General features: G+C 51.9%; 14 protein-coding genes. 6 read left to right on the top strand and 8 right to left on the bottom strand.

Annotated features, from left to right (window positions below):
* From D9736_RS11055 to D9736_RS11070, 4 genes are read right to left on the bottom strand one after another with little or no spacing between them, the layout of a single operon-like run.
* Positions 1-879: a [formate-C-acetyltransferase]-activating enzyme gene (locus tag D9736_RS11055; protein WP_000204107.1), complete on the bottom strand. Its 879-nt coding sequence runs from the start codon at positions 877-879 to the stop codon at positions 1-3.
* Positions 845-3,142, bottom strand: a complete 2,298-nt coding sequence (locus tag D9736_RS11060) for a formate C-acetyltransferase (RefSeq protein ID WP_130258327.1) — start codon at positions 3,140-3,142, stop codon at positions 845-847. Before D9736_RS11060 ends, D9736_RS11055 begins: the two co-directional genes overlap by 35 nt.
* Before the next feature lie 50 nt (positions 3,143-3,192).
* Positions 3,193-3,513 (bottom strand): PTS fructose-like transporter subunit IIB, encoded by a 321-nt coding sequence (locus D9736_RS11065; protein WP_130258328.1) that lies wholly within the window; start codon positions 3,511-3,513, stop codon positions 3,193-3,195.
* A gap of 14 nt (positions 3,514-3,527) precedes the next feature.
* On the bottom strand, positions 3,528-4,607 hold the full coding sequence (locus tag D9736_RS11070) for a PTS fructose transporter subunit EIIC (RefSeq protein WP_130215303.1): 1,080 nt from the start codon (positions 4,605-4,607) through the stop codon (positions 3,528-3,530).
* A 309-nt stretch (positions 4,608-4,916) separates the two neighbouring features.
* Between D9736_RS11070 and ptsP the strand changes: the two genes are divergently transcribed.
* The 4 genes from ptsP to D9736_RS11090 all read left to right on the top strand — a co-directional run bounded on the left by ptsP (position 4,917) and on the right by D9736_RS11090 (position 10,099).
* On the top strand, positions 4,917-7,418 hold the full coding sequence (ptsP, locus tag D9736_RS11075; protein ID WP_130222334.1) for a phosphoenolpyruvate--protein phosphotransferase: 2,502 nt from the start codon (positions 4,917-4,919) through the stop codon (positions 7,416-7,418).
* A gap of 11 nt (positions 7,419-7,429) precedes the next feature.
* Positions 7,430-8,092 carry a fructose-6-phosphate aldolase gene (gene fsa, locus D9736_RS11080; protein WP_000424838.1) on the top strand — a complete coding sequence of 221 codons (663 nt, stop codon included), beginning with the start codon at positions 7,430-7,432 and terminating at the stop codon, positions 8,090-8,092.
* Positions 8,093-8,102: 10 nt separating this feature from the next.
* Complete coding sequence (gldA, locus tag D9736_RS11085; RefSeq protein ID WP_130222336.1) at positions 8,103-9,206, top strand: bifunctional L-1,2-propanediol dehydrogenase/glycerol dehydrogenase; 1,104 nt, start codon at positions 8,103-8,105, stop codon at positions 9,204-9,206.
* A 275-nt stretch (positions 9,207-9,481) separates the two neighbouring features.
* Entirely contained in the window at positions 9,482-10,099 is a 618-nt protein-coding gene (locus tag D9736_RS11090) for a DUF1287 domain-containing protein (RefSeq protein ID WP_130215297.1), read from the top strand.
* Between the two features lie 26 nt (positions 10,100-10,125).
* Here the strand turns inward: D9736_RS11090 and yijE are convergent, their stop codons facing one another.
* From yijE to metF, 3 genes are all read right to left on the bottom strand, one after another.
* Positions 10,126-11,031 (bottom strand): cystine transporter YijE, encoded by a 906-nt coding sequence (gene yijE, locus D9736_RS11095; RefSeq protein WP_130258329.1) that lies wholly within the window; start codon positions 11,029-11,031, stop codon positions 10,126-10,128.
* Positions 11,032-11,124: 93 nt separating this feature from the next.
* The gene (gene katG, locus D9736_RS11100; RefSeq protein ID WP_130258330.1) at positions 11,125-13,305 is read right to left on the bottom strand and encodes a catalase/peroxidase HPI; all 2,181 of its coding nucleotides are present in this window, start codon (positions 13,303-13,305) and stop codon (positions 11,125-11,127) included.
* Positions 13,306-13,645: 340 nt separating this feature from the next.
* Positions 13,646-14,536 (bottom strand): methylenetetrahydrofolate reductase, encoded by an 891-nt coding sequence (gene metF, locus D9736_RS11105; RefSeq protein ID WP_130258331.1) that lies wholly within the window; start codon positions 14,534-14,536, stop codon positions 13,646-13,648.
* 498 nt (positions 14,537-15,034) lie between these two features.
* Here metF and D9736_RS11115 point away from each other — a divergent pair, with 498 nt between their 5' ends.
* Positions 15,035-16,534 (top strand): PTS transporter subunit EIIC, encoded by a 1,500-nt coding sequence (locus tag D9736_RS11115; protein WP_130258332.1) that lies wholly within the window; start codon positions 15,035-15,037, stop codon positions 16,532-16,534.
* An 87-nt stretch (positions 16,535-16,621) separates the two neighbouring features.
* A complete protein-coding gene (malI, locus tag D9736_RS11120; protein WP_130258333.1) occupies positions 16,622-17,638 on the top strand; it encodes a Mal regulon transcriptional regulator MalI in 1,017 nt (338 codons plus the stop codon).
* Between the two features lie 73 nt (positions 17,639-17,711).
* Here malI and D9736_RS11125 read toward each other — a convergent pair whose 3' ends face one another.
* The gene (locus D9736_RS11125) at positions 17,712-19,265 is read right to left on the bottom strand and encodes a bifunctional UDP-sugar hydrolase/5'-nucleotidase (RefSeq protein ID WP_130258334.1); all 1,554 of its coding nucleotides are present in this window, start codon (positions 19,263-19,265) and stop codon (positions 17,712-17,714) included.
* Positions 19,266-19,394: the final 129 nt, after the last annotated feature.

A 19,394-nucleotide genomic window follows, 5' to 3' on the forward strand; every position in this document is an offset into this window, starting at 1 on the left:
TTAACCTCCCACGGTAACCTGAAATCCGGCCCGTTCTGCCATTTCGCGCATCGTTGCCACATCGGCTGACGACGGCGCAGACACCTCTTTCATCGACCATGTTTTCCCCAGCAGACGGTATTTCGGTTCGCCGTACTGATGAAACGGTAACAGATGGATCTGCCTGATATTCAGCGGGATCAGCACGTCCAGCGCCTGCTGCATATTCTCCCGGCTGAGCGTGAAACCGGGGATCAGCGGCAAACGCGGGATCACGTTGACACCCTCACTCACCAGCAAACGCAGGTTCTCCAGTACGCGTGGCAGGTTCATCTTCACCACATCCCGCGCCTGAGTCGCGTCCATAATTTTTAAATCGAACAACACTTCATCGCACAATTTCGCCAGCGGTAACAACTTGCTGGCTGGCGCGTCTCCGGCAGTTTCGATGGCGCATGACACACCCCACAGCCGCAGTCGCTGTAAAAAACGGGTAGCAAACTCCGCCTGCATTAACACTTCGCCGCCAGAAAGCGTAACGCCGCCGCCGGACGTGCGAAAGAAAATGTCATCTTTCATCACTTCCCGTTCCAGCGCGTCAAGGCTGATATCGCGACCAATCCGTTCAAACGCCCCGGAGGGGCATTCATCCGCATCACGCAAACATTTCGCACAGTGCAGACATTTCGCCTCTCTGCGTACCGTCTGGATTTTGCCGGAGATCGACTCCGGATTAGCACACCACGGGCAAAGATGCGGACAGCCTTTAAAAAAGACCACCGTACGAATGCCCTCGCCGTCATTCAGTGAATAACGCTGAATGTTGAAAATGCGCGCCACATCATCGCGGCGCGTTTCCACAACGTTACAGCTGATGCGCTGTCCGGCGGATGATGTCATCCTGGATCTCCTTCGACAGTTCGACAAAGAAGGCGCTGTATCCGGCAACGCGCACCACCAGCCCGGCATAATCTTGTGGGCGTTGTTGCGCTTCCCGCAACGTGTCGGCGTTCACCACGTTAAACTGAATATGCTGCAACTTAAGCTGGGTAAACGCCCGTAAGAAGTCGGCCAGTTTGCGTAATCCCGCTTCACCTTCCAGGGTCGCCGGAGTGAATTTCACGTTCAGCAACGTACCATTAGAAAGCAGCGTGTTATCGAGCTTACTGACTGACTTCAGTACCGCCGTTGGCCCTTGTGCGTCCTGACCCAGCATGGGTGACAAGCCGCCGTCTGCCAGTTGTTCCCCGGCAAAACGACCGTCTGGCGTCGCACCAACCACCGATCCCAACGGGACGTGAGCAGAAACGGTATACGATCCCGGCGTGAAGTAGCCGCCGCGCGGGTTCTGGTATTTTTCCACTTCTTTGCAGTAGTGGCGTAACAGTTCGGCGCTGATGTTATCCACCTCGTCGATATCGTTACCGTATTTCTCAAAGCGGTTAATTAAGCGAGCGCGGACTTTTTCGCCTTCTGGCGTTGCAAAGTTGGCTTTTAATACCGACAGCAATTCGTCAAAACTTAAACGCTGTTGCTCAAAAACCATCCCTTTCAACGCATGGAGAGAATCGCTCAGGTTGGCGATACCGATCCCCTGTACGCCGGAGAAGTTATAACGCGCGCCGCCGTCAGTAATATCGCGACCGTTTTCCAGACAATCGCTGATAAACGATGAGAGCAGCGGTACAGGTGCCCAGTCACGGTGACCGATATCGCAAATATTGCTGCCCTCAACCATCAGGGTGATGTAGTGGCTGATCTTGGCGCGGATCTGTTCCAGTAAACCTTCATAAGTCAGCGCAGCATTGCCTTCATTTTCATGCAGGCAGATTTCCATCACTTTCAGCAGGTTAAACATCGCGATGTCATGCAAGCCGTAGGTTCTGCCGGGAATAGATAATTCCACACAACCCACTACGGAATAGTCGCGCGCATCTTCCAGCGAAACGCCACGGTTGAGGAACGCTGGCACCACCACTTCATCGTTGAAGATTTGCGGAATACCCGTGCCGAGGCGAATGGTTTCTGCGGTTTTCATCAGGAACGGCGTGTCGATCAAGGCGTTAGTGCGCACACCGAGGTTCGGTTGCGGTAATTGCACGCTTTGATAGGCGTCGAGACAGAGGAACGAAAGCACGTTCACCGCGCTACGTCCATTCTCGGTTAACCCGCCGAGCAGTGCGGTATAGCCGGTCGGGAAACCTGCGAAATAACGCGCACTGCTGGTGGAACGCAACAGCACGATGTCGTTGCATTTCACCCATAAAGATTCGAGCAGTTCTTTCAGGAACGCCGGATCTTCGCCCTGGGTTAATGATGCCTGATAGAACGGCAACATATACTGGTCGAAGCGCCCTAAAGACAGCGAACTGGCGTTGGATTCGTATTGCAGAATGATGTTCATGTACCAGAATAACTGGCACGCCTGCCAGAACGTCTGCGGCTTATGTTCGGCGTTATGGCGGGAGATCTCCGCAATGGTCAGTAACTCTTCGCGACGCTGAGCATCCGGGCAGTTTGCCGCCATCGTTTCCGCCAGTTCGGCGTAACGCAAAATGTGTTTCTGCGAGGCTTCGAGCAGTAACAGCGCTGCCTGATAAAAGTGATTCTCCGGCTGTTGCTGACAATGTTGCTGCATCTGCGCCACCAGCTCCCCCAGCCCGTGATTCAGCAGGCGCGGGTAATCAATAATAATGTGCCCCTGACCTTTATCCGTCTGGTTGATGCTGAAAATCTGCGTGCTGGTCGCGGCTTTTACTTCATCCGTCATCTGCCCGTTGATGAAATCTTTCATCGAACGTTTTTCCCAGTACGGGAACAACTCTTCGCGGTAGATACGTTTATCTTCTTCGCTAATGGCGAAACGGTCTTGCGGGCGCGTCGGGAATTGATCCAGCTCTTTCAGCAACCAGTAAGGGTCCATTTCCGGCGACATAATCCCGGCGCGCGGTTTTACGGTGCGGTTACCGGCAATCAGTTCTTCATCACGAATCGAAATTTCAACATGTTCAAGGATATACGCTGTCGCTTTCGCCCGGCGCAATATCACTGGCTCGCCTTCGGTTTGCCGATGGCTGGCGGTATAAAGCAGCGCCCGCTCCAGCGAGATTTCACGGGTATTGGCAAACAGTGCAGTTTTGAGGCGAGAGATACGATTCGTCATGAGGAACTCCTGTGGGAAAGCGAACCCGCCCTTACGGGCGGGATAAGAACTTAAGCGGTTTGTGTCAGATGAGCTTCCATTTTGCTCATAATGGCGTCAGCGCGTTTTACCGCATCGCTGATGTTGACGCGCACGATGGTCTTGCCAGCAAAACGCTCTTCAAACTTGATGCCGATATCTTTGGTCAGAATCACCATATCGGCGCTCGCCACGTCTTCCGCAGTCAGTTCGTTTTCCAGACCAATCGACCCCTGGGTTTCTACTTTTACTTCCCAGCCTTTCGCTTTCGCGGCACTTTCCAGCGCCTCTGCCGCCATATAGGTATGGGCAACACCTGAAGGACATGCGGTTACTGCAATAATTTTCGTCATGGCTCGTTCCTCAATTAATTAATTTCAAAATCCAGATCCAGGTCGTCTTCCTTCTCATCAGTCGAAGACCCATTTTTACGCGCCAGACTTTTCAGCACGTTAACGCAGATAGCCGTTGCTACAGCCCCAACAGCCACTGCCGCGATATACCCCAGCTTGCCTTCAACCACCGGCAGCACAATCAGACCACCCCAGCCTGCATAGCACTGCGCACCTACCATTGCAGCGGTCACCGTGCCACAGACAGTCCCCACCATAATGGAAGGAATGACACGCAACGGATCGGCGGCAGCGAAAGGAATCGCCCCTTCAGTGACGCCAACACAGCCCATTACCAGCGCCGCTTTACCGGTTTCGCGCTCTTCTGCGGAGAAATTTTTACGACCAATCAGCGTTGCCAGCCCCATGCCCAGCGGCGGAACACAGATCCCCACGGCAGCAATTGCCACCACGGTATAAACACCCTGAGCAACGCAAATCAGCATGAACGCATAGGCCACTTTGTTAACCGGGCCGCCCATATCGAACGCCAGCATCAGCCCCATGATCACCGCCAGCATCACCACGCTGCCTTGCTGCATCCCCTGAAGCCACTGAGTCAGGCTGTTGGTTAACGCACCGACAGGTTCCCCCAGCCCCCACATCATGACGCCAGCGGTAATTAAGGTGCCGACAATGGGAATAATGAAGATGGGCATCACCGAGCGCAGAACTTTATGCACCGGAATTTTCTTCAGGTAATGCACCACGATGCCGCCGATAATCCCGGCGATCAGCGCACCAAAGAAGCCCGCACCAAAGCTGTTACCAACCCAGGCACCGATAGCGCACGGGGCCAGCGCAGAGCGTTCTGCAATGGAATAACCGATGTAAGCGGCGAGGAAAGGCACCATCAGCGTTAAACCTGCAACACCGATATCAAACAGTTTTTTCAGATTCGGATCGGCTACGGCATCAGGCACTGCGCCTTTGCCATACAACATGACGGAAACCGCCAGCAAAATACCGCCCGATACCACAAAGGGAATCATGTGTGAAACGCCCGTCATTAAGTGCTGACGAGTGTTTTTCAGGATCTGTACCAACTCATTCATAAGTCGCTCCCAGGCTTACCCAAGCCTATGTCCATATTTTTTGATGGGAGAAACAATAGGCAATCGCAAGCAGGTCAAACAGTGGATAAAAAGGCCATTTACTGGACTTTTGTAATGTCAGTACAAAAATGCGATCCGCCTCATAACTTGCGTTAACTCGGAATCATGCCGGAATGGCGCGTCTTGTGAGACGCGTCGCAAATTGGCGGTTACATTACATTTGTCCAGCTTTTGGCAGATTTGTCACATGGCAGGTCGTTGCCATGCGCTCTTATCCTGTAAACAGAAAACCGTACCGGGAGAGAGGCAATGGCCCTGATTGTGGAATTTATTTGTGAGCTGCCTAACGGCGTACATGCGCGTCCGGCAAGCCACGTTGAAACGCTGTGTAATACTTTTTCATCTCAAATTGAGTGGCATAACCTGCGTACTGACCGTAAAGGCAACGCCAAAAGCGCCCTGGCGCTGATTGGCACCGATACACTGGTGGGCGATAACTGCCAGTTACTGATTTCCGGGGCTGACGAACAAGCAGCACACCAGCGCTTGAGCCAGTGGTTACGTGATGAATTCCCCCACTGCGACGCGCCGCTGGCAGAAGTTAAATCTGACGAGCTGGAGCCGCTGCCGGTTTCACTCACTAATTTGAATCCGCGCATTATTCGCGCCCGCACCGTATGTAGCGGTAGCGCAGGCGGCATTCTGACGCCAATATCTTCTTTAGATCTCAACGCGCTGGGTAATCTTCCCGCTGCCAAAGACGTCGACGCCGAGCAATCCGCACTGGAAAACGGCCTGACGCTGGTGATGAAAAACATTGAGTTTCGTCTGCTGGATAGCGACGGTGCCACCAGCGCGATTCTGGAAGCGCACCGATCACTGGCTGGCGATACTTCCCTGCGCGAACATTTACTGGCAGGCGTCAGTGCCGGATTAAGCTGCGCCGAAGCGATTGTCGCCAGTGCGAATCACTTTTGCGAAGAGTTCGCCCGTTCCAGCAGTAGCTACCTGCAAGAACGTGCGCTGGACGTACGCGACGTCTGCTTCCAGCTGCTTCAGCAAATCTACGGTGAACAACGCTTCCCGGCACCGGGCAAGCTGACGCAGTCATCTATTTGTATGGCGGATGAGCTGACCCCCAGCCAGTTTCTCGAACTGGATAAAAATCACCTCAAAGGTCTGTTACTGAAAAGCGGCGGCACTACGTCACATACGGTAATTCTTGCCCGTTCGTTCAACATTCCGACGCTGGTTGGTGTGGATATCGATGCCCTTACCCCGTGGCAGCAACAAACGATTTATATCGACGGCAACGCCGGGGCAATTGTGGTTGAGCCTGGGGAAGCCGTAGCCCGTTATTATCAGCAAGAAGCCCGCGTACAGGACGCTCTGCGTGAGCAACAGCGTGTCTGGCTGACCCAGCAAGCGCGTACCGCTGACGGTATCCGTATCGAAGTCGCGGCGAACATCGCCCACTCCGTGGAAGCGCAGGCCGCATTTGGCAATGGCGCGGAAGGCGTTGGTTTGTTCCGTACTGAAATGCTCTATATGGATCGCACCAGTGCACCGGGCGAAAGCGAGTTGTACAACATTTTTTGTCAGGCGCTGGAGTCCGCCAACGGGCGCAGCATTATTGTGCGCACTATGGATATTGGCGGCGACAAACCCGTTGATTATCTGAACATTCCGGCAGAAGCTAACCCGTTCCTCGGTTATCGCGCGGTGCGTATTTATGAAGAGTACGCGTCGTTATTTACCACACAACTACGCTCGATCCTCCGTGCCTCCGCTCACGGCAGCCTGAAAATCATGATCCCGATGATCTCCTCAATGGAAGAGATCTTATGGGTGAAAGAAAAACTGGCAGAAGCCAAACAGCAACTGCGTAACGAACACATTCCGTTTGATGAGAAGATCCAGCTCGGCATTATGCTGGAAGTGCCGTCGGTGATGTTCATCATCGATCAATGCTGCGAAGAGATTGACTTCTTTAGTATCGGTAGTAATGACCTGACGCAGTATCTGCTGGCGGTGGATCGCGATAACGCTAAGGTTACTCGTCACTACAACAGCCTGAATCCGGCATTCTTGCGGGCGCTCGATTACGCCGTGCAGGCGGTGCATCGCCAGGGAAAATGGATTGGTCTGTGCGGTGAACTGGGGGCGAAAGGTTCCGTGCTGCCGTTGCTGATTGGTTTAGGGCTGGATGAACTGAGCATGAGCGCGCCGTCGATTCCGGCCGCGAAAGCGCGAATGGCACAGCTTGATAGCCGCGAATGCCGCCAGTTGCTCAACCAGGCAATGGCCTGCCGGACTTCGCTGGAAGTGGAACACCTGCTGGCGCAATTCCGTATGACGCAACAGGACGCACCGCTGGTCACTGCCGAGTGCATCACGCTGGAAAGCGACTGGCGCAGCAAAGAAGAAGTGCTCAAAGGCATGACCGATAACCTGCTGCTGGCTGGCCGCTGCCGCTATCCGCGTAAACTAGAAGCCGACTTGTGGGCGCGCGAGGCCGTTTTCTCTACCGGTCTGGGCTTTAGTTTTGCCATTCCACACAGCAAATCAGAACACATTGAGCAATCCACCATCAGCGTGGCGCGTCTGCAAGCGCCGGTGCGCTGGGGCGATGATGAAGCGCAATTCATCATTATGTTAACCCTGAACAAACACGCTGCGGGCGATCAGCATATGCGCATTTTCTCGCGCCTCGCTCGTCGCATCATGCACGAAGAATTCCGTAACGCGCTGGTTAACGCCGCCTCTGCCGACGCTATCGCCAGCCTGCTGCAACATGAACTGGAACTGTAAAAGGAAACATCATGGAACTGTATCTGGACACCGCTAACGTCGCAGAAGTCGAACGTCTGGCACGCATATTCCCCATTGCCGGGGTAACAACTAACCCGAGCATTATCGCTGCCAGCAAGGAGTCCATCTGGGAAGTGCTGCCGCGTCTGCAAAAAGCGATTGGTGATGAGGGCATTCTGTTTGCACAGACCATGAGTCGTGATGCGCAGGGAATGGTGGAAGAAGCGAAGCGCCTGCGCGACGCCATTCCGGGCATTGTGGTGAAAATCCCGGTGACTTCCGAAGGTCTGGCAGCAATTAAAATACTGAAAAAAGAGGGTATTACTACACTTGGCACCGCAGTGTACAGTGCTGCACAAGGGTTACTGGCCGCGCTGGCAGGGGCAAAATACGTTGCTCCCTATGTAAATCGCGTGGACGCTCAGGGCGGAGACGGCATTCGTACCGTCCAGGAGCTGCAAGCGTTACTGGAAATGCACGCGCCAGAAAGCATGGTGCTGGCTGCCAGCTTTAAAACACCACGTCAGGCGCTGGATTGTTTGTTGGCAGGATGTGAATCCATCACACTGCCCTTAGATGTAGCGCAACAAATGCTCAACACCCCTGCGGTAGAGTCAGCTATAGAGAAGTTCGAACACGACTGGAATGCCGCATTTGGCACTACTCATCTCTAAAGGAGCAATTATGGACCGCATTATTCAATCACCGGGTAAATACATCCAGGGCGCTGATGTCATTAATCGCCTGGGCGAATACCTGAAGCCGCTGGCAGAACGTTGGTTGGTTGTTGGCGATAAATTTGTATTAGGTTTTGCTCAGGCAACCGTCGAGCAAAGCTTTAAAGATGCCGGGCTGGTAGTAGAAATTGCGCCGTTTGGCGGTGAATGTTCGCAAAATGAGATCGACCGTCTGCGTGGCATCGCGGAGACTGCGCAGTGTGGCGCAATTCTCGGTATCGGTGGCGGAAAAACCCTCGATACTGCCAAAGCGCTGGCACATTTCATGGGTGTTCCGGTAGCGATCGCACCGACTATCGCCTCTACCGACGCACCGTGCAGCGCATTGTCTGTTATCTACACCGATGATGGTGAGTTTGACCGCTATCTGCTGCTGCCAAATAACCCGAATATGGTCATTGTCGATACTAAAATCGTCGCGGGCGCACCTGCGCGTCTGTTAGCAGCGGGTATCGGTGATGCGCTGGCGACCTGGTTTGAAGCGCGTGCCTGCTCTCGTAGCGGCGCAACCACGATGGCGGGCGGTAAGTGTACTCAGGCGGCGCTGGCGCTGGCTGAACTGTGCTACAACACCCTGCTGGAAGAAAGCGAAAAAGCGATGCTTGCCGCCGAACAGCATGTAGTGACTCCGGCGCTGGAGCGCGTGATTGAAGCGAACACCTATTTGAGCGGCGTTGGTTTTGAAAGCGGTGGTCTGGCGGCGGCTCACGCGGTGCATAACGGCCTGACCGCTATCCCGGATGCGCATCACTATTATCACGGTGAAAAAGTGGCATTTGGTACGCTGACGCAGCTGGTTCTGGAAAACGCGCCGGTGGAGGAAATCGAAACCGTAGCCGCACTTAGCCATGCGGTAGGTTTGCCAATAACTCTCGCTCAACTGGATATTAAAGAAGATGTCCCGGCGAAAATGCGAATTGTGGCAGAAGCGGCATGTGCAGAAGGTGAAACCATTCACAACATGCCTGGCGGCGCGACGCCAGATCAGGTTTACGCCGCACTGCTGGTAGCCGACCAGTACGGTCAGCGTTTCCTGCAAGAGTGGGAATAACCTACTCCAAACTCCCGGCTTGTCCGGGAGTTTGAACGCAAAATTGCCTGATGCGCTACGCTTATCAGGCCTACGCAATCTCTACAATATATTGAATTTGCGTGCTTTTGTAGGCCGAATAAGGCGTTCACGCCGCATCCGGCACTCTGTGCCAGTAAACTAAAACTCCCACGTTGATTGGGAGTTTTTTTATCCGCTTCTGGACATTTTCTCCACAGAACAATCGTTAGCCCGGAAGGTCGAATCTGTGACTCTTATTTTCACGGATGAAACAGATGAAAGCTTCACTGGCGCTGGTCAGCCTGCTAACGGCATTTACCAGCCACTCCTTAAAATCTCCCGCCGTTCCACCAACCGTGGTACAAATCCAGGCCAACACCAACCTTGCCATCGCAGACGGTGCCAGACAGCAAATCGGCAGCACGCTATTTTACGATCCGGCGTATGTGCAGCTTACTTATCCTGGCGGTGATGTCCCGCAAGAACGCGGGGTATGTTCCGATGTGGTGATCCGTGCATTGCGCAGCCAGAAGGTCGATTTGCAGAAACTGGTGCACGAAGATATGGCGAAGAATTTTGCCGATTATCCGCAAAAATGGCAGTTAAAGCGCCCGGACAGCAACATCGATCACCGTCGGGTGCCTAATCTGGAAACCTGGTTTACCCGCCACGATAAAACACGCCCCACCAGCAAAAACGCCGGGGACTATCAAGCGGGTGATATTGTCTCCTGGCGACTGGACAACGGGCTGGCACATATTGGGGTGGTGTCAGATGGCTTCGCCCGCGACGGTACGCCGCTGGTGATACATAACATTGGCGCAGGCGCGCAGGAAGAAGATGTACTGTTTAGCTGGCGGATGGTGGGGCATTATCGGTATTTTGTTAAATAAGCGATCGCCCCACATGAAGAAAAAATTCAGATCCTTTTTACACTGACGGCTTCTTTTTTCTTACGGCTCACCAGCGCCAGTGCCAGCAAAATCAGCACAATACCGCTACCCTCAACCGCGCCAGGATTCTCACCGAGCAGCCACCAGGAAAAAAGTACACCACAAACGGGAACGGCCAGTGTGCTTAAGCCGGCAATACTGGCAGGCAAGTTTTTCAATACAAACAACCATAAGCTCCACGCCAGCGCCGTCGCCAGAATCGCACTGTAGGCCAGCGCCCAGAACACGGTGGGCTGCCAGTCAATTTCACGTTGCGGTACCAGTAAAGCGACCACACTCATCACCAGCGCCGCATACAGCATCTGCCAGGATGTTAACGACAATAAATCCACGCGCGGATGACGGGCATACAGACGTTTAGCAACAATCGCGCTCGCCCCCCAACTGACGCCGGAGAGGATCGCCAGCATGGCGCTTTTCATCGAAGAGAAATCGAGTTGCCACGGCTGCAACACCAAAAATAAACCGAAAGCGGCAATCAGAATCGCGAAATATTGCCCACGTCGCAGGCGTTCACCGAGAAACAACGCGGCGAAAATCACCACCCAGAACGGCATGGTATAGCTCAGGATCGCCACTTTCCCCGCTCCGCCGCTGACCAGCGCCCACTGTGCCAGGCCAACCATCCCGCAGGTTTGTAACAGGGCAATGGCTAAGGTGTATTTAAACGGCGTCGGGCGCATTCCGCGACCACGTAACAAAAGAACGATGAATAAAACGAGAGCGCCGAAAATGCAGCGTAAGGCGGTGAAGTCGAAGGCACCGATGTAGCTGGTGACTTGCTTCATGAAAATCCAGCTATAACTCCAGATAAGTGTGAGCACAACCAGGCCACTGATTGCCAGTGGGTTGCTCTTTCCTGCGGCAGACATGAGAGATCCAGTGTGTAGTTTTCCTGTGGACACTATACGCTGGTAAAGAAACTTCAGCGACTGCCTGAAAGGCAGTCGCTGAAGAAGGTCAGGTTACAGCAGGTCGAAACGGTCGAGGTTCATCACTTTCACCCATGCTGCCACGAAGTCTTTAACAAATTTCTCGTGGGCATCGCTGCTGGCGTAAACTTCTGCCAGTGCACGCAGAACGGAGTTAGAACCAAATACCAGGTCCGCACGGCTGGCGGTGTATTTCACTTCACCCGTTTCACGATCACGGCCTTCGAACAGCTCTTTCGATTCGTCGGTCGCTTTCCACTCGTAGCGCATATCCAGCAAGTTCACAAAGAAGTCATTGCTCAATACGCCCACACGGTCAGTGAAGACACCGTTTTTGCTACCATCGAAGTTGGCGCCCAGCACACGCATCCCGCCCACCAGCACAGTCATTTCTGGTGCAGTCAGCGTCAGTTGCTGCGCTTTATCGATCAGCAGTGATTCAGTGGTAGCCTCGCCCGACGCAGCGCGATAGTTACGGAAACCATCAGCAACAGGTTTGAGCAGCTCGAACATCTCGATATCCGTCTGATCCTGACGTGCATCTACGCGACCTGGTGTGAACGGAACACTGATGCTGATACCCGCAGCACTCGCCGCTTTTTCGACACCAACAACACCGGCGAGAACAATAATGTCAGCGAGTGAAGCCGTGTGTGAGGATTTATAGATCCCCTCCAGCACCGGCAATGCGCGTGCTGCTGCGGCATTAACCTCCCAGTCGCGCTGCGGAGCTAATGCCAGACGCGCACCGTTGGCACCGCCACGTTTATCCCCACCGCGGAAGGTGGAGGCAGAAGCCCAGGCAACAGAAACCAGCTCGCTCACAGAGAGACCAGACTCAGCAATCGCCGTCTTCAGGTTAAGGATATCTTCCTCGCTCGGGTTGAAGAACACATGTGGCAGCGGATCTTGCCAGATCAGATCTTCTTTCGGCACTTCCGGTCCGATGTAACGAGATTTCGGCCCCATATCCCTGTGCGTCAGTTTGAACCACGCACGGGCAAAGGCTTCGTTGAACGCTTGCGGATCGTCAAGGAAGCGACGTGAAATCTTCTCAAACTCTGGATCAAAACGCAGCGTCAGGTCAGTGACCAGCATCGTCGGCTTACGTTTCTTCGACGGATCGAACGGATCCGGGATAATTTCCGGTGCATCTACGGCTTCAAACTGGATGGCGCCTGCCGGGCTACGAGTCTGTACCCACTCATACTTGAACAGGTTTTCGAAGAAATAGTTGCTCCACTGGGTCGGCGTCTGGGTCCAGACCACTTCCAGACCTGACGTAATGGCATCGGCACCGACACCGGAACCAAAATCACTTTTCCAGCCTAAGCCCTGGTTTTCGATCGGGGCCGCTTCAGGATCAGGACCTACGTGCGTTGCCGGGCCTGCGCCGTGAGTTTTACCTAACGTATGACCACCCGCGATCAGCGCAACGGTTTCTTCGTCGTTCATCCCCATATTGCCAAATGTCGCGCGAATAGCTGCAGCCGCAGAAAGCGGTTCGCCGCTGGCATTTGGTCCTTCCGGGTTAACGTAAATCAGCCCCATTTCGGTTGCTGCTAATGGGCGTTTTGCCAGTTCTTCCGGGTTACGGTGGGCAAGCCAGGTTTTTTCATCACCCCAGTTTACGTCGAGATCCGGTTCCCAGACGTCTTCACGACCGGCACCAAAACCGAAGGTACGGAAACCGGAGTTTTCCAGCGCCACGTTACCCGCGAGGATAAACAGGTCGGCCCAGGAGATTTTCTGACCATATTTTTGTTTGATTGGCCACAACAGACGACGCGCTTTATCCAGGCTGACGTTATCCGGCCAGGAGTTGAGCGGTGCAAAACGTTGCTGACCACGACCCGCGCCGCCGCGACCATCGATTGAACGGTAAGTCCCCGCGCCATGCCAGGCCATACGAATAAACAGACCAGCGTAGCTGCCCCAGTCTGCTGGCCACCACGGTTGAGACTCTGTCAGCAGATCTTTCAGATCTTTTTTCAGGCCGTAGTAATCTAGCTTGCTAAATTCTTTGCGGTAGTCGAAGTCCTCACCCAGTGGGTTAGAACGGTTAGAATGTTGGTTTAACAGGTCAACACGGAGTTGTTTTGGCCACCAGTCATGAGTGGTTGTTCCCGCACCGGCGCTCTGGTCATGACCGCCATGATGGAACGGGCATTTTCCGGCTGCTGTTGTGTTATGGATATCGTCTGACGTGCTCATCAATATACTCCCTCTACAGTGTTACCCTTACGATACACAGCGTTAGAGAGAAGTTATAATTGAATTAATCCACGGATGCGATAGTTGGGATCTTACATATCATTAGTTAAAGAGATGTAGATCAAATTGATCTTAAATAAGCCTTTTTGATTATGTCCGATTACGGACAAATACCTTATAAAAAAGGGTTTTATCCCTGTTTTCTCTCTGTTCTTTTAAGGAATGAAGGAGAAAAAGCGAGTCAATAGTTTTACTTGTCTGCCCCCTCGCTTCGAGGAGGCATTTTGTGCTTTGTTTTAATTTTGTGATCACCGTGTGATTTTTACAGAAACCAAAGCACTTATAAACCAGGTCGAACACCCAGCGTATGGCAAATCGCGTAACTCATTTCAGCGCGGTTAAGCGTATAGAAGTGGAAATCTTTCACCCCTTCACGGCTTAAAATCTTCACCATATCCATCGCAATATTCGCACCCACCAGCTTGCGGGTTTCGGCGTCATCATCCAGACCATCAAACATTTGCGCCATCCACGCCGGAATACGCACGTTGGTCATGTCAGCAAATTTCTTCGCCTGTTTAAAGTTAGAGACGGGCAAAATGCCAGGAATAATTTCCACATCAATACCCGCCGAAACACAACGATCGCGAAAACGCAGGTAGCTTTCGACATCGAAGAAGAACTGAGTAATCGCGCGATTGGCTCCGGCATCGACTTTGCGTTTCAGGTTGAGCAAATCCGCCTGAGCGCTTTTTGCTTCCGGGTGAACCTCCGGATACGCCGCCACGGAGATATCGAAATCCGCGACGTCTTTTAACAGCGTCACCAGGTCAGAGGCATACATTTCCGGCTTACCGCTTCCCGGCGGCAGGTCGCCACGCAGCGCCACGATATGGCGAATACCGTTATTCCAGTAGTCGCGGGCGATGGTCCGCAGCTCGGCAGGCGTCGCATCAATGCAGGTAAGATGCGGCGCAGCTTCCAGACCAGTACGGTCTTTAATGCCTTTAATAATACTGTGCGTGCGGTCGCGCTCGCCGGAGTTTGCGCCATAGGTCACTGAAACAAATTTCGGTTTCAGGCTACTAAGACGATCGATGGAGTTCCACAGGGTCTGCTCCATTTCACTGGTACGCGGCGGGAAAAATTCGAACGAAACATTAATCTGCCCCTGGACTTCGGCCAGGCTCTGATTCAGGGCATCCCGCTGGCTGGCGTGAAAAAAGCTCATACCTTACCTCATCAATCGCTTGTAGTTATATGTTGTGTTGTGAACATCTATCCATTTAGACGTCCAGATGTAAAGATGAAGGAAAAGCCGAGGGGCGTCAACCGAAAAATGCCCCATGATGGTGAGGAAAAATCAGGGAAGATGAATTTTCTTCATTTGAATGTGGGAGTAAATGGGTTCTCTCACATTATCGCGCGCGAAGTAATGAATAAACGGATAAACCATCGGCTTCAAATTTATTTAAATAAGAGTTAATTAATATGCTCGTCTGTGTTAGCTGGACACTTATTTAAATAAAACAAATAGATACCATAATTTGCATTCAATACTGCATGTTTATTATTTGAACTACTTCAAACTATTAACAATTTCTCCAAAATTATGTTGCAGAGCAATTATGCATCCCCCACGATAAGTAGAACGTTCTACTAGAACGTTCTACTTATACAAAAAAAGACTAATTCGCGCAGATTTATGCGCTATTCGGGGGAAATCAGCATGAATCTGATGTCGAGTTTCGTGAAGTCACTTTCTAAATTGTCGATGATTGGTCGCGCCCTAATGCTGCCAATTTCGCTTCTGCCTGCCGCTGGGTTGTTACTGGCATTCGGCGATAAATTCCATTTGCCTTTGATGATGAATGCAGGCGGCATTATTTTTGATAACTTGCCGATGCTTTTTGCTATCGGTTCCGCCGTAGGGCTGGCTTCTGAATCAGGAATTGCGGCGTTATCCGCAGCCGTTTCCGTTTTTGTCACCAATATCACCATCAGCACCGTACTTAGCATCACGCCAGAAATGGCCGGGCAAGGCGGCAAATACGCGATGGTGGTGGGGATCCCCACACTGCAAATGGGCGTTTTTGGCGGCCTGATATGCGGGATTCTGGCAGCGTGGTGTTACAACCGTTTTCATACCATGCAATTGCCAGAATTCCTTGGTTTTTTCTCCGGAAAACGCTTTGTCGCTATCGCGACGGCTTTTCTTTCCTTCATCCTTGGCTTGTTACTGCCCTATGTCTGGCAACATATTCAGTCGGGAATCGATGCACTATCAGTTATCGTCAATGGTGATAACCAAGCGGCATCGACCTTTATTTTTGGTGTGACAGAACGTGCGCTCATTCCGCTTGGGCTGCACCACATCTGGTATCCGTCGTTCTGGTACTCTTTTGGTGATTACACCACCCAGGCAGGGCAAACAATCCACGGTGACCAAACAATTTGGTTCAAAATGCTGGAAGAAGGTGTGAAATCGTTCAGTAGCGACAGCTACCATAACGCAGGTAAGTTTTTACAGGGCGAGTTCCCGCTCATGCTGTTCGCGCTGCCTGCGGCGTGTCTGGCGATGTACCATGAAGCACACACCAAAAATAAGAAAATTGCCGCCGGTATTCTGTTCTCTGCCGCATTAACCTGTTTCCTGACAGGTATTACAGAACCCGTTGAATTTACCTTTATTTTCGTGGCACCGGTACTGTACGTATTCAACGCGATAATGGCTGGCCTCTCCTATATGGCGATGTATCTGCTCCATGCCCACATTGCAAAATCCTTCTCGGCAGGGCTTATCGATTATATTTCGTTTGGCATCCTGCCATCATTTAACGGCTACGAAACCAACTTCCTGAGCGCCATTATCGTCGGCGTGCCAATGGCGGTGATCTACTACTTCACCTTCCGCTTTGTTATTCGTCGTTTTGATGTGAAAACGCCTGGTCGTACTGAAACTACGGTTAGCGCTAATGATAAAACCGATGACGAGCTGGCAACAGAAATCATCACGCTACTTGGCGGTCAGCAAAACATTAAATCGGTAGGCTCCTGCATCACGCGTTTACGTCTGGAAGTCTCTGATAAAGAAGCGGTGGATCAGGATGGTCTAAATAATATCGGCGCCCGTGGCGTGGTTTTTGTCGGCAATAACGGCATTCAGGTCATTTTTGGCGCGCGAGCGCAATTTATCGCGCAAACCATGTCGACGATGATCGGTAAATAGCCTTAAGATTACTCGATGTCAGAGGTTCTGGTCCCTGACCAGAACCCTCTTGCTATTTAAAAAATCAACGTTGTTCAGGGAGTGAGTTTGAAGAAAGTCAGCATAATTGATGTTGCCAAAAGAGCCGGAGTTTCCGTCTCTACTGTGTCGCTAGTGTTGCGCCAGAAAGGGAAAATCTCGGAGGCGACCATCGGGAAAGTTCATGCTGCTATTGACGAACTGGGCTACGTGCATAATGTTGCCGCCGCCAATTTACGTTCCCACACTTCAAATCTTATCGGACTGATTTTACGTGATTTTAGCGATAGCTTTTCCATCAAAGTGATGGCCAGCATTGTTCAGGAACTGGAAGCCAGGGGCTATATGGTATTCCTTGGGCAACCACAGAACGAACATGAACATCTTGAACGTTGTTTACTTTCCTTCAAGCAACAAGGTGTTGCCGGAGTGATTTATCTGGCTTCCGATGCGCATCGTGAAACCCTCCCCACACTAATCCGCCAGTGTTCGCTTCCCCTTGTTGTCGCGTCACAAACGCCTATCAAAGATGAGTGCAACCTGGTGTTGCGTGACAACCAGCAGGCAGCAAGTCTTGCCACACGTTATTTAATTGAGCGCGGCCATCGTTACATTGCCTATCTCGGTGGCAGAGAGAGTGATCTTATCCGTCAGCAGCGACTGGTTGGTTTTCGCCAGACCCTGGCAAAATTTGGCATTGCTGGTCGTGACGAGTTCACGCCAGCCTGTGACGGTGACACCTGGGCTGCCAGCATGGCAACGCGCCAGCTGCTGGAAAATAACAACGCCATTACCGCCCTGCTCTGCCATTCGCCCGACGCTATGATTGGCGGCATCAACGGCATACATCAGGTGGGGCGCACCGTCGGGAAAGACGTCTTTCTGACCCAGCAGGTAGCGCTAATTGGTTTTGAAGATATGCTGCATATCAACCTGACCTCTCCTGTTTTCACCTATGTATCTTCCGCCAGTGAAGAAACCGGACGCCAGGCAGCGACCCTGATGATTCGCAAATTAAAAGACCCGGATTTGCAAACCCAAAGAATTGCGCTTTCCGGGCAACTGGTGGTGCGGGAATCGGCGTAATACAAATGCCGAATGAGATATACGTCGATATCATCATCCGGCAATAAGGTGTAAACCAACTCAATGCGTATGTTTACTTGATATCTTTCACTCGCATACCGTTGAGCTGTTCATCCGTGATGGTATTGCCCGCTTTGAAGTAATCAACCACGGCGTGATAAACGTAATAACCGCCCGTTGTGTTACGCGCTTTCCCTTCGGTAAAGGCGGTAAAACCATCCCCACCATCAGCAAGGAAACTTTGAGTAGCAATAGGGTAAACCGTCGCATCTTCAATCGGTTTGCCATTCAGAGTCAGTGAGATAACCCGCTGACCAACCGGCTTACTGCTGTCGTACTTCATTTCCAGGCCTTTCGATACCTGTAAAACGCCATTACTTAAACTTGCGCCGTGTTCCATCAAACTGCGTAATTGTTTACCCGTGAGATCCATCGTCACCAGTTCGTTGGGGAACGGGAAGGTACTGATGACGCCGCCCATCGTAATCGCCCCTGCGGGGATCTCATTGCGAATACCGCCAGAGTTGGTTAAAGCCAATTGGGTGTTTTTACCCGCCGCTGCCAGTAAAGCGTCCGCCGCCAGGTTCCCGAGGGATGCCGATTCACCATAGGCACGTTTTAATTCAACCGGCGATTGCGCCACCGTTTGTTGCACCACTTCATCAAGCTTTTTATTCCAGCCGTCAATCACCTGTTTCGTTTGTGGATCGGGCTTCCACTCGTCGGCGTAAATGGTTTTAAGCTCGAAGCTTTTCACCGTAAATTTATGCGGCTTCTCTTTGTAGTCGAGAACCAGTTTACCCACATCAATCCCGCCGCTGTCCGTCGAGAGGATGAGCGTATTGCCGACTTTAATCGGTTCCGGTGTACCCACATGCGCATGTCCGGTGATCAAAATATCCAGCCCTTTCACCTGACTTGCCGTCTGAATATCTTTATCCAACGCGCGACGCACATCCGTGCCTCCCATACTGGACTGGCGGGCCGGAACACCTTCGTGGATCAGGGCGACGGTCAAATCAACCTTGCCTTTGAGTTCATCGATATAACGTTGTAGCCATTTAATTTCATCACGCGCCTCAATACCCACTCGCGTGGCAGCGGATACCGTGTCATTAAAGGCAAATACTCCGTGCAAACCTATAACGCCAATTTTCACGCCGTCTTTTTCGATGATGGTATAGGGCTTATCCCAGAATGATTTACTGCTGTTCTGATAAAAAATATTGCCCTGCACAATAGGGAATTTTGCCTGACTCAACTGTAATAATGTGTTGTCCCAGCCGTGGTCAAATTCATGGTTGCCTATTGTGGCGACATCAAATGGCATGGTATTCATAATATCGATAATAGCTTTGCCTTTGGTCAGGCTGCTGATATAGGGCCCGGTAAAATAGTCACCCGCATCAAAAAACCATGTCGCTTTATTTTTTGCTTTTTCTTGTTTAACCAGCGTAGTGATATTTGCCCAGCCGCCAATATCTCGTTTACCGTCAGCGATCCACGGCACTTTATAAGGCTCTACATGTGCATGGAGATCGTTGGTATAAATGATAGTGACATCTTTGGCGCAAGCCCAGAACGGCAGTGTTAATGCGATACCCGCAGCAAGCATTTTAATTTTCATAAATAGTCCCTTTCAGTGATTTAAAGGATTGCTACATTACGTTCTGAAAGAGTTATTTATGTGAGAGTAATCACATCCACAAGGGAGCGTTGCCGGACAAAATCAACGACCTTGTGAAATCGTTGGTGA

Source organism: Escherichia sp. E10V10, from assembly GCF_004211985.1.
Classification (GTDB): Bacteria; Pseudomonadota; Gammaproteobacteria; order Enterobacterales; family Enterobacteriaceae; genus Escherichia.